This is a genomic window from Streptomyces rapamycinicus NRRL 5491, from assembly GCF_024298965.1.
GTDB lineage: Bacteria > Actinomycetota > Actinomycetes > Streptomycetales > Streptomycetaceae > Streptomyces > Streptomyces rapamycinicus.
Genome location: NZ_CP085193.1, coordinates 10,054,339 through 10,066,617 on the forward strand (window position 1 = coordinate 10,054,339; position 12,279 = coordinate 10,066,617).

At 69.9% G+C, this 12,279-nt stretch carries 8 protein-coding genes; 5 read left to right on the top strand and 3 right to left on the bottom strand.

The window, feature by feature from the left end:
- Positions 1 to 21: 21 nt before the first annotated feature.
- Both LIV37_RS41600 and LIV37_RS41605 read left to right on the top strand, forming a co-directional pair.
- Positions 22 to 3,042: a 3-keto-alpha-glucoside-1,2-lyase-like domain-containing protein gene (locus tag LIV37_RS41600; RefSeq protein WP_020873068.1), complete on the top strand. Its 3,021-nt coding sequence runs from the start codon at positions 22 to 24 to the stop codon at positions 3,040 to 3,042.
- A gap of 128 nt (positions 3,043 to 3,170) precedes the next feature.
- Complete coding sequence (locus LIV37_RS41605; RefSeq protein WP_020873069.1) at positions 3,171 to 3,746, top strand: DUF4232 domain-containing protein; 576 nt, start codon at positions 3,171 to 3,173, stop codon at positions 3,744 to 3,746.
- A 107-nt stretch (positions 3,747 to 3,853) separates the two neighbouring features.
- Here LIV37_RS41605 and LIV37_RS41610 read toward each other — a convergent pair whose 3' ends face one another.
- On the bottom strand, positions 3,854 to 6,529 hold the full coding sequence (locus LIV37_RS41610; RefSeq protein WP_020873070.1) for an ABC transporter ATP-binding protein/permease: 2,676 nt from the start codon (positions 6,527 to 6,529) through the stop codon (positions 3,854 to 3,856).
- Between the two features lie 526 nt (positions 6,530 to 7,055).
- On the opposite strand from LIV37_RS41610, the gene LIV37_RS41615 reads away from it, so the two are divergent.
- Positions 7,056 to 7,997, top strand: coding sequence for a quinone oxidoreductase family protein (locus LIV37_RS41615; protein WP_121823880.1), 942 nt, complete (start codon positions 7,056 to 7,058; stop codon positions 7,995 to 7,997).
- Positions 7,998 to 8,031: 34 nt separating this feature from the next.
- Positions 8,032 to 8,625, top strand: a complete 594-nt coding sequence (locus LIV37_RS41620) for a TetR/AcrR family transcriptional regulator (protein WP_020873072.1) — start codon at positions 8,032 to 8,034, stop codon at positions 8,623 to 8,625.
- A 44-nt stretch (positions 8,626 to 8,669) separates the two neighbouring features.
- On the opposite strand, the gene LIV37_RS41625 is transcribed toward LIV37_RS41620, so the two are convergent.
- Together LIV37_RS41625 and LIV37_RS41630 are read right to left on the bottom strand one after the other, a co-directional pair.
- Positions 8,670 to 10,613 carry an ATP-binding cassette domain-containing protein gene (locus LIV37_RS41625; protein ID WP_020873073.1) on the bottom strand — a complete coding sequence of 648 codons (1,944 nt, stop codon included), beginning with the start codon at positions 10,611 to 10,613 and terminating at the stop codon, positions 8,670 to 8,672.
- Between the two features lie 358 nt (positions 10,614 to 10,971).
- Entirely contained in the window at positions 10,972 to 11,196 is a 225-nt protein-coding gene (locus LIV37_RS41630) for a hypothetical protein (protein ID WP_020873074.1), read from the bottom strand.
- Positions 11,197 to 11,334: 138 nt separating this feature from the next.
- On the opposite strand from LIV37_RS41630, the gene LIV37_RS41635 reads away from it, so the two are divergent.
- Entirely contained in the window at positions 11,335 to 12,276 is a 942-nt protein-coding gene (locus LIV37_RS41635) for an aminoglycoside phosphotransferase family protein (protein ID WP_020873075.1), read from the top strand.
- The last annotated feature ends 3 nt before the right edge of the window (positions 12,277 to 12,279 follow it).

The following is a 12,279-nucleotide window of genomic DNA, read 5'->3' on the forward strand; positions in this document are numbered from 1 at the left end:
TAGCGCCCAGCAGGAGGAAGAGTGACGCTACGCAAGTACCCGAGCCTTCGCGGCCACCGCCGTAGACCACGAAGAACCGGCCTGCTCCTCGCGGCCCTTCTCGCCGGCGCCCTCGCGACACCGGCCGCCGAAGCGGACGAAAAGCCCTTTGCGGATCTGCCGCCCCAGGAACCTGGCGTCACCCTCCGCGTCTTCGACATCCAGTCCCCGCTGAGCAAGCTCTGCGACCTCAAACCGGCCCAGACCCCCAACGTCGACAAGCTGATCCCCAACGTCGACTGGTCCTCCACCGAGGGTTTCGGTTTCACCGACAACTTCGTGTCGCAGATCACCGGCAACATCGACGTCCCCACCGACGGTACGTACACATTCCGCCTGATCAGCGACGACGGCTCCCGACTGCTCATCGGCGACAAGAAGGTCGTCGACCATGACGGACTGCACGGTGCCGAGCCCAAGGACGGCGAGATCGCCCTCGCACCCGGTTACCACGCCCTGCGCGTCGACCACTTCGACCGCGGCGGCGAGCAGCAGGTCACCCTCCAGTGGAAGCCGCCGGGCGCCGACGACTTCTCCCTCGTCCCGAACTCCGTGCTGAGCACCGACGCCGGTGTCGTCCGTGTCACCGCCCCGGGCCGCAAGGAGTGCGAGGGCAGCTATGACACCCCGGGCGACGGCCTCCCGCTGACCTCGGTCAACCCCGGCTACACCCTCACCGACCTGCGCCCCGAGGGGTTCGAGCCGCAGGTTTCCGCGATGGACTGGCTGCCGGGCGGCAAGCTCGCCGTGACGACGTGGGGCGGCAGCACCAAGACGGAGGGGGAGGTGTACGTCCTCGACCATGTCACGGGTGACACCGGCCCGGAGAAGGTCACGTACAAGAAGATCGCCGAGGGCTTGAGGGAGCCGATGGGGATCAAGTACGTCGACGGAAAGCTCTACGTCTCGGAGAAGCACCAGCTCACCGAGTTGTCCGACCTCGAGGGCGACAACACCGCGGGCGAGATCCGCAAGGTCGCCGACTGGCCGTACGGAGCGAACTTCCATGAGTTCGCCTTCGGGCTGCTCTACGAGAACGGGAACTTCTATCTGAACCTCTCCGTGGCCATCAACTACGGCGGTGCGACAACCGATCCACAGCCCGCCGCGAACCGCGGCACCACCATCAAGGTGAACAAGAAGACCGGAAAGGTGAGTTACCTGGCCGGTGGCCTCCGTACCCCGAACGGGATCGGGCGGGGCCCTCAGGGCGATCTCTTCGTCACCGACAATCAGGGCGGCTGGCTGCCCGCTTCCAAGCTGCTCCACGTCAAGCAGGACCGCTTCTTCAACCACTACACCAACCCGGATGGCCCGTTCGACGACCGCCAGGTCACCAAGCCCGCGCTCTGGCTGCCGCAGAACGAGATAGCCAACTCGCCCAGTACGCCGATGTTGTTGAAGCAGGGACCCTTCGCCGGGCAGATGCTCTTCGGCGACGTCACCTACGGCGGGATCCAGCGCGCCGACCTGGAGAAGGTGGACGGCGAATACCAGGGCGCGGTGTTCCGGCACACCCAGGGCCTGGAGGCCGGCATCACCCGGATCAGCACCGGACCGGACGGTGCGATCTACGCCGGCGGTCTCGGCGCCGACGGAAACTGGGGCCAGGAAGGCAAACTCCGCTTCGGCCTGCAGAAACTCACACCGAACGGCAAGACCGCCTTCGACATCAAGACCATGCGCGCCACCCGCGACGGCTTCGAACTCACCTACACCAAGCCCCTGTCGACGGAGACCGCCGCCAGGCTGACGAACGGCGCCTACTCCGTCGAGCAGTGGCGCTACGTCCCCACCCCGGCGTACGGCGGCCCCAAGGTCGACGAGGAGGCCCTCCCCGTCGCGGACGCCCGGCTGTCCGCCGACCGCCGTACGGTCCGGCTCACCATCCCCGGCCTCAAGACCGACCGGGTGGTGCACATACGCTCACCGCGCCCCTTCGCCTCGGACAACGGTGAGCAACTCTGGTCCACCGAGGCCTGGTACACGCTGAACGCACGCCCCGGCCCCGAGCGGCCCATCACCTCGTACGACGCGGAATCGGCGCGCCTGACCGGCGGAGCCGACATCGACACCGAGCACGCCGGCTACACCGGTGGCGGCTTCGCCGACGGGTTCTCCACCCCGGGCGCCACGGCCACCTTCGAGGTCGACGCACCCGCGAAGGGCGGCTACGACGTGGGACTGCGCTACGCCAACGGCCCCCACCCCTTCACCGGCACCAAGACCATGGGCATCAGCGTCAACGGCGCTCAGGCGCGGCAGACCAGCCTCCCCTTCACCGGCGCCTGGAACCGCTGGTCCACCAAGACCGAGCGGCTCTCCCTGCACAAGGGCCGCAACACCATCGCCTACACCTATCGGCCGGAGGACACCGGCCACGTCAACCTCGACATGATCGAGGTGCGCGGACCCGGCAGCCGGATCGATCTGTTCTCCGGCGGCAGCGTCTCCACCGCCTGGCAGCACACCGACGGCCGCGGTGTCGAATGGCCGCGCTCCGCCGAGGACTCCATCGAGGTGTGCTGCGGCGACATCCGCACCAAACAGGCCTTCGGCGACTTCAGGCTGCACGCCGAATTCCGGGTGCCGAAGCTCCCGGACGATGTCACCGGGCAGGACCGCGGGAACAGCGGCATCTACCTCCAGGAGCGGTACGAGATCCAGATCCTGGACTCCTTCGGAGTGGAGAAACTCGCCCCGGACGAGGCCGGGTCCATCTACCACAAGAAGGCCGCCGACCTGAACGCGGCCATGCCACCGGAAAGCTGGCAGACGTACGACATCGTCTTCCGTGCGGCCCGTTTCGACACCGCGGGCCGGAAGACCGATGACGCCAGGATCACCGTGGTGTGGAACGGCAGGAAGGTCCACGACAACGTGGCGGTGGACGGCCCGACCGGCGGCGGCGACGCCGAATCGGCCGCGACGGGCGCGATCCGGCTCCAGGACCACGGCAACAAGGTCCGCTTCAGGAACCTCTGGATCGAACCCGTGGTGTAACAGGATCGTATTAGGGGGCGGTTGGGCTGAACGGTTCGCCGACCGGGCCGATCTTGGTGATCAGAAACGGCCGCTCGTACCGACTCGTACCGAGCGGCCGGCACCCCAACTGATACCGAGGTAGAACGATGCGCGTTCATAAGGTCACACTCGCCGCCCTGGCCGTTGCCGCGAGTCTCTCGCTCGCGGCCTGCCAGAACGACGATGACAGCGCGGGGAAGAGCGACCCGTCGTCCGGGTCCACCGCGTCCTCCTCGGGCGGCGGTTCGGGCTCGGGCGGCGAGGCCGGCAAGTGCCGTACCGACGAGCTGGAGATCACGGCGGCGGACCGCAGCATCGACGGCGACGGTGAGGGCACCGTCGCGGTGACGCTGAAGAACGGTGGCGGCCGGGACTGCACGATCTCCGGGTTCGCGGGTGTCGACCTGAAGACCAGCGAGGGGGCGCTGTCCGCGAAGCGCAGTGGCGAGCCGGCCGACCCGCACGTCCTCAAGGACGGGGAGTCGACGTACTTCGGCGTCAACTACCCGATCAACGACTCGGGCGGCTCCGGCGTCCGCGTCACGGGGCTGGTGGTGACCCCGCCGAACGAGACGAAGTCGGTCACCCTCGACTGGCCGGGCGGCGGCTCGCTGCCCGTCACGGACGGCAGCGGCTCCCCGGTGAAGGTCGGCCCGATCGGGGGTATCGGTCAGGGCGGCTGACCCGCGGCTCCGCGATATCTGAGTCAGGCCCACGATCTCTGATCGTGGGCCTGACTGTTCTGTCTGCTCTCTCTGTTCTGTCTGCTCTGTCTGCTGAAACGCGCAGGCTAGTCCCGCATGACCTCGGGCTCGTGCCGACGCAGCAGGCGGGCCACGACGAAGCCGCAGAGCAGCCCGATCGCCAGGAGCACACCGAGGTCGATGCCCCACTGGGTGACGGTGTGGGCCCACAGCGGGTCGAGGTCGTCCGGCTTGTCGAGATTCCAGGGCGGCATGGTGTGCGAGAGGTCGAGTGTGGTCCCGGCGCCGGCGACCGCCCAGCGGGCGGGCATCAGCCAGCCGATCTGTTCGATGCCCGGAGCGTTGAACAGCTTGAAGAGGACCCCGGTGAAGACGACCTGGACGACGGCGAACATCACGAGCAGCGGCATGGTCTTCTCCGGGGTCCTCACCAGCGCGGAGATGACCAGACCGAACAGCATGGTGGTGAAGCCCAGCGCACTGATGACCACGCAGACCTCGACGGCCGTGGGCATGAGCAGCCCCTGGCCGGGCAGTTGACGGACGGAGAAGCCGATCGCGCAGATGACGACACCCTGCATCGCGGTGATCAGACCGAGGACGATCACCTTCGACATCAGATACGCGGATCGCGACAGACCCGTGGCTCTCTCCCGTTCGTAGATCACCCGTTCCTTGATCAATTCACGTACGGAGTTGGCCGCGCCGGAGAAGCACATGCCGACGACCAGCACCAGCAGAATGGTTCCGGACTCCTGGTTGTAGCGGAAACCGCTGTCGGGCGGCGGCGGGGCGAGTCCGTATTTCGCCGGAATCAGACAGCTCACTCCGCCCAGCACGGCCGGGAGCAGCAGCATCAGCGCCATGAAGCCCTTGTCGGAGGCGATGACCGACACATAGCGGCGCATCAGCGTCCACAACTGGCCGAGCCAGCCCTGTGGTTTGGGCTGCAGAGCTCGTGCGCGCGGCTGCGTCGCGGGGGTGCCCGGCTGCTGCGGCGGTACGGCCGAGTCGATCTCCGCGAGGCACCGTTCGTACTGCCGGGAAGCCCGCCAGCGCCCGCCCCAGTCGTCGTCACGATGGTTCTCGAAGGCGGAGAAGACATCGGCCCAGCTGTCGTGGTCGAAGTACTCCAGGGCCTCGCCCGGGGGACCGAAGTACGCCACGGAGCCATTGGGCGCCATGACCAACACCCGGTCACACATGGACAGTTCGGCGACCGAGTGCGTCACGACCAGCACGGTGCGGCCGTCGTCGGCGAGCTCCCGCAGCAACTTCATGACGTCACGGTCCAGGCCCGGGTCCAGACCGGAGGTGGGCTCGTCGAGGAAGAGCAGGGAGGGCTTGGTGAGCAGTTCCAGGGCAACGGACACCCGTTTGCGCTGACCGCCGGAGAGCGAGGCGACCTTCTTGGCCCGGTGGACGTCGAGCCTGAGCTCCTGGAGTACCTCGTCGATACGGGCCTTGCGCTCGGCCGCCTTGGTGTCACCGGGGAAGCGGAGCTTGGCGGCGTACTTCAGAGCGGTGTCGACGGTCAGCTCCTTGTGCAGGATGTCGTCCTGCGGAACGAGGCCGATACGGCGGCGCAACTCGGCGAACTGGGCGTAGAGATCGCGGTGGTCGTAGAGCACCTGACCACGGTCGGCGGGCCGGTAGCCGGTGAGTGCGCGCAGAAGGGTGGACTTCCCGGAGCCCGACGGTCCGATCACCGCGACCAGCGACTTCTCGGGGACACCGAAGGAGACGTCGTCCAGGATGGTCTTGCCGCGCCCGACGGCCACTGTCAGGTTGCGGGCGGTGAAGGAGACCTCGCCGGTGTCGACGAACTCCTCCAGCCGGTCTCCGGCGAGACGGAAGGTGGAGTGGCCGACGCCGACGATGTCGTACGGGCCGATGACCCGGCGGTGCACGGGCTGCCCGTTGACATAGGTGCCGTTGTGGCTGCCGAGGTCGACGATTTCGAAGCGGCCACCGGGCAGGGGCCGGAACTCCGCGTGGTGGCGGGAGACATACGGGCCCTCCACCACGAGTTCGTTTTCCGGCGCGCGACCGATGCGCAGCCGTTGTCCCAGGGAGAGCCGGTGCACGCCCGACGGATCCCGGTCGATGAAAAGGGCCGCGGCGGCTCCACGGGGACCGGCCGTGGGTCCTTCGGGCCGGTGGGTGCCCCGGGCGTCACCCGCCTCTCCGGGGGTCCGGGGAGCCGCCGCCCGGGTGGGGTCGGATGCGCCGTGGTGGGGGAGGGGCCGGAACAGGTCGTCGCCATGGGCCGCCGCCCCCGTGGGGGCTCCCGGCACCTCGCCCGCCCGGGGGCCAGGCACCACCGGGGGTGTGACGGCGGCCGCCGTCGGCGTGCCCCGGTCCGTGGCACCCCCGGCCTGGGGACGGGCCTCGCCCTGCGGCAGCCCCGCGCGTATCCGGGCGTCAGCACGCACCTGCTCGTCACCCACCGCCGCCGGGGCTCCGGTGAACACCGCGGTGAAGTCCAGCCGCATGCCGGTGGAGACGTTTCCCAGCCGGACGATCGAACCGTGGCCGATCTCCATCCGCTGGACACGGCGCCCTTCGGCGAATGTGCCGTTCGCGCTGCCGAGATCTTCGATGACCCACGTCCCGCCGTCGCAACGGATCATCAGGTGCCGCCGGGAGACCCGGCGGTCGATGCACGGGATGTCGGCCTCCAGATCGCGCCCGATGGTGTAGCTCCGGGACGCGTCCAGGGTCCAGGTGCGTCCATTGGCATGCAGTACAAGTTCCGGCACGTCTGCCCCAAGTCGGTCGTGTGCACCGAGGCCGTCTGCGCGAGTACAGACGGCGGCTCGGACGGTTCCTGCGGTTCCGGTGTGCGCCCGGACGTCCCGGGTGCGGATGTACGTCATACGGTCTGCGGCGCGAGATGGCGAACCACCACCGGTCCATACGACGCCGATGATTCCCCGGGGACCGAGCCGTGCGTTTCGCGACGAACGCGACGGGCTGCGCGCGGACGATCGATGAGCTCGTCGGCGATGCGGTCGAAGTGTTCGTCAGGCCTCACAGCGGTGTGTCCTCGTGGAGTCGGGGTCGGGGTCGGGGTCGGGTTCGGAGCCGGGGTCGGGCAGCCGGTGCGCGGCCCGGACCGGGGCACGGCGGCGCGCGTACGGTCATGGCCGGTATGGAAGAGGGCGCGGGACATGCGGAGGTTGCGCGCCATGGCGCGAAGCCTCGACGGGATGAACGCCTTGAACGGGTGCCCGCTCTTGTCGTATCGTTCCGATTCGGATCGGAACGTAATGAGAGGTGGCCACTATGCGAGCAGCGGTCGTGCAGCCGTCCGGGGCGCTTGGCCTGACCGACGTGCCACAGCCGGCCCCCGGGCCCGGCCAGGTACTCGTCGAGGCCGACGTGATCGGCGCGGGCTATGTCGACGTCATGCTCAGCCGAGGCGAGTACCGGGGCATCCCCGGCCCGGGCTCCGTGCCAGGGGTGGAAGTCGTCGGCCGAGTACAGGCGGCCGGGCCGGGCGCGCCCGGCGATCTGGTCGGCCGGCGGGTACTGGCCATGCCCGGCCTCGGCGGTTACGCCGAGCGAGTCGTCGTCGACGCGGACCGGGTCCTGCCGGTGCCGCAGGAGGCCGACGCAGCCGAGACGGTCGCGCTGGGCGTGAACGCGCTCGTCGCCGAGATCGCGCTGCACCGAGCCGGGACGGCGGCAGGCGAACACGTTCTCGTCCGCGGTGCGGGCGGCGGAATCGGTTCGCTGGCAACACAGATCGCATCCGCTCGCGGGGCCGAGGTCACCGCGGTCACTTCCTCGGCGGCCCGTGGCGAGCGTCTGCTGGAACTGGGCGCCGCGCGGATCGTGGACCGGACCGCCTCCGCCGTCCCCGACCAGAGCTACGACGTGGTCGTGGACACGGTCGCGGGTCCGGACATGGGCCGGTATCTGAAATCACTGCGCGACAACGGACGCTATGTGATGTGCGGCGGCGCCGGTGGCGCTCCGGGCGAAGACCTTCTCCCCACGCTGCTGAGCGATTTCCACAAGTCGCCGACGCTGCTGGCCCTCAGCCTGAACTCGATGACACCACAGGAACTGCTGCGCTCCTGGCAGGAGATCACGGCGCTGTGGACCGAGGGCCGGCTCACCCCCGTGCTCTACCAGCGCCTTGCGCTCACCGACGCCGAGCACGCCCTGGAGCTGCTGGAACGCGGAACACCGTTCGGCAAGGTGGTGCTGGTTCCTCGGTAAGGTGGGCGGATCACGGCGGCAGCAGGGAGGTGCGATGGCACGCCGACGCGACGAGCGCATCGACCGCGCCGTGCTGGCCGCGGTCTCCGAACTGGTGCGGGAGGTCGGCTACTCGGCGCTGACCATGGAGGCCGTCGCCGCCCGCGCGGGCACCACCAAACCGGCCATCCGCCGCCGCTGGAAGAGCCGGCAGCACCTGGTCATCGCGGCCATGGCGCACGATCGGGTCGGCGTTGTGGAGATCGACACCGGCTGCCTGCACTGCGACATCGTCGGCCACCTGGAGGCGCTGCGCGTCGGCATGGCCGATCCCGCCCTCAGCCGCGTGATCCCCGCACTGCTGGCCGACCTCGCCGACGATCCCCGGCTCCACGAGGAATTCCTCGCCATCGTCTGGGAACCCCGCAGGGATGCCTGCGGGGTCTCGCTGCGCAGGGCGCAGGAACGGGGCGAGGTAAAGCAGCTCAACGCCGACCTCCTGCTGGACCTGTTCGCCGCGCCCGTCGTCTTCCGGGCGTTGTTCCGCCATGCCGAGCTGGGGCCGGACTTCGCCGAACTCGTCACCCATGCCGTGCTCGTCGGAGTGGGGGACAATAGGCCGTCCTACTGCACGCGCCCAACCGGCTAGAGATCGTTATCCCCTGGAGGGGCCGGGGCGGTCGGTGCTGGTGGTCATGCGCGGCTGCTCGCCTCGCCGCCCGTGCGTTGCTGCAGTGCCCACAGTGACCTGAACAGCCCCGGCTCCCGGGTGAGTTGCGCGTACGTCCCTTCCTGTACGACCCGTCCTTGGTCGAGGACGACGATCCGGTCTGCCACGGCGACGTTGGCGAGCCGGTGGGTGATCAGCAGGATCGCTCGGTCCTTGGCCAGGCTCCGCAGTCCGGTGAAGATGTGGTGCTCCGCGCGGGCGTCCAGCGCGGCGGTGGGCTCGTCCATCACGAGCAGAGCCGCCTTCCGGTGGAACGCCCTTGTCAGCACCACACGCTGCCACTGCCCTCCGGACAACTGCTGCCCTCCGTACCACTCCGACGTCAGAAGGGTGTCGAGTCCCGACCGCAGGCCGGGCAGCATGTCCATCGCCCCGGACGCCTCGCAGGCCGCCAGGACGGCGGCGTCGCCGGTGTCCCCCTGCCCGAAGGTGATGTTGTCGCGGAGGGTCAGCGGCAGGTAGGTGTACTTCTGCGGGGCCAGGGCGGCATGTTTCCACGCCTCCCAGGGTTCCAGCTCCGCCGTGGTCGTGTGGTCCCACGCCACTTCGCCGGACGTGGGCAGCAGCAGACCGCAAAGGAGCCGGGACAGGGTGGATTTGCCCGATCCGTTCTCCCCGACGAGCGCCACGATCTCCCCGCGCCGCACTCGCAGGGACACCCCGCTGAGGCTGTCTTCGCCGGCGCCGTCGTACCGGTAGGTGACGTCGCGGACCTCGAACCGCTCCGGCGCCCCGGTGAGGGTCTTCGTGCCCCGGGACGCCGTCATGGCCTGTCCGTGGGCGTTGTCGAGGAAGTTCTGCCAGTCCTGGACGTACCAGCCGGTGCGTACCAGCCTGGCCCCGCCGTTGATGATGCCGCGCACGGAGCCGGTCGCGGTTTGGAGGGCGAAGACCGCACCGCCTCCGGCCGCGAGGTTCATGTGGCCGGAGGCCAGGAGCCAGAGCAGCGCGGCCCACACCGCGGCCGACGCCACGCCGCCGGCGACCGCACCGGCCAGCCCCATCCACGCACCGGTGTCCGCGGCCTTGCGCTCCGCCGCGTTGACCGAGGCGGCGAGCCGCCGGTACCGGCTGGTGAGGAAGGGGCCGGCCAGACAGGCCCGCATCTCCTCGCTGGACTCCACGTAGGCCATGTGCCAGCGGAGCTTGTGCAGCATCCGGCGCCGCCCCGAGGTCTCCAGCGCCGCCAGGTACACCACCCGGGCGGCCCGCACATACGCTGCGGCCTGCGGCAGACACGCCAGCAGGAGCAGCGGAAGGAGTGCCGGGTGCAGCACGGTGAGAACGGTCGCGCCGGCGGTGAGCGTGGCCGTGGCGGCCAGCACGTTCTGGGCCTCGTCGACAAGGTCGGGAGTGACTTGGGCGCCGCGGTCGGCGATGTCGTAGAAGTCGTTGTAGCCGGGCTTGTTGTTGGCCGCCAGCTCCGCGCCGAGCGCTGCCTCGATCATCGTCAGCTCCGCCGCCCGGGCCAGCACCGGCCGCAGCCGCGCCGTCAACCACGTGACCGAGATCCCCAGCAGGGCGCGCAGACCGGCCGCCGCGGCGATGACCGCCAGCCGCGGAGCCGCCTCCCACAGTCGCGCGGTGATGTCTCCCGACGAGATCAGCGCGGTGATCGTCCCCGTGACCGCGAGCAGCCCCACGGCGGCGAGCACACCCGTGCCGACCTGGCACGCCAGCAGGCCGAGCGTGGCGCCGCGATCCACCTGCCACGCCATCTTCAGGGACCGCAGGACCAGCGCGGGCAGCCGCCGCGCCATCGTGCTGGTCGTCATCTGCGCTCCGGCCTGGAGCCTGGACTTGTCGCGGTACAGGAACTCCTCGTCCCGTGCGCTGTCCGTGTCGTCCGGTGTGCTGGTGTCCGATGTGCCCGGAGTCGGTTGTTCTTGTGTGCTGGCCGAAGTCAACGTGGTCCCCCTTGGCGGTCGCGCGGCTGGCTTGTGAGGGTCAACGACTCAGCGGGAATTTCGAACACATGTGTTTCGGTCGGCCTTGGAACCCCGTGGTTGAGCGTGTGCCGGAGCGTGCGGGTTGCACCGGCCCTTGCCGCGCAAGGGCCGGGCCCGGAAGGGGGAGTGGCCAAAACGCCGATGGTGCGGCCGGCCCGTGGACTGCGAGGTGTGCCTCGTCCGGATCACCGGGCAGACCTCGCCCGAGTGGGCCGACGGCCCGCCGGCGGCTACGTGGGCGGGGCGCCGAATCCCGGCGGGCCCCGGTGCGCGACGTGCGACCGCTCGCACGGGCGTCCGGGGCGACGAGGGCCGACTACACCTCCTCGGTGGCGAACAGCTCGAGGTGCCCGCACTTGGGGCAGCGGAATGCCACTATCTGCCGCCGCGGCCGGCCCGTCCGCTTGGCACCCCCGAAAAACCCCCGCTCCATCGCGCCCTCGATCCAGCGCGCGTACCCGCGCGAGTGCTCGCCGGCGTCCTCGATGAAACCTTCCGCCAGACCGACGGTGCCGCAATGGGTGCACGTGTAGTTGTTCATCCTGCGAGTGTAGGAAACCCCGTGGCCAGGACGACCCGCGGCCGTCGACTCCTGCCCGGCCGGGACGACGGAGGTCCAGGGCCACGGCCTGCTGGATGTCACCAACGGCGGGTCACCGTCCGGCTATCGTGGCTCCGCATGACCCACACCGAGATCGAGATCACCGCGGAACTGGTCCGGGATCTGCTGCGCGACCAGCACCCCGACCTGGTCGATCACCCTGTGCGGCTCGGTGCGCGGGGCTGGGACAACCAGCTGTGGCGGCTCGGCGACGACCTCGCCGTCCGGCTGCCCTGGGCGACGCTGTCCGCGGACGCGCTGCTGCGCAAGGAGTACGCCTGGGTTCCCGCGCTCGCCCCGGGTCTTCCCCTGCCGGTCCCCGTCCCGCAACGTCTCGGGGAGCCCTCCGAGCGGTTTCCGCGGCCCTGGATCGTCACCACCTGGGTGCCGGGAACGCCCGCCGACCGCGCCCCCGCCACGCGCGCCACGGAGGCCGCCGACACCCTGGCCGGGTTTCTGACCGCTCTTCACCGGCCCGCCCCCGACGGGGCGCCGACCGGCCGCGACCGTGGCGGGCCGCTGGCCGACCATGCCGAGGGGTTCGCCGGGACTTTGGCCTCGGCCACCGAATCGGGGCTGATCACCGACCCGGACGCCGTCCGCGCCGTCTGGGAGGATGCCGTCGCCGCGCCCGACTGGACGGGGCCGGCCCTGTGGCTGCACGGCGATCTGCATCCGGCCAACGTCCTCACCGAGGACGGCACCTTCTGCGGCGTGATCGACTTCGGTAACCTCTTCGCGGGCGATCCGGCCTGCGATCTCGCCGCCGCTTGGACACTGCTGCCGGACGGCGCCGCCGACCGCTTCTACGACGCCTATCAGCCGGCCCCGGACGCGGCGACCCGACGCCGCGCCCGCGGCTGGGCGGTACTGAAAGCCCTCGTCTGCGTCCTCATCGGAGAGGCGGGCGTCCACGGCCGTCCGGGTGGCAAGCGCACCTGGGGCCCACCCGCCCATGCCACGCTGCGACGCCTCACCACGACGATCCACCACTCCGGTTCACCAGCGCCACAGTGGTGAGCT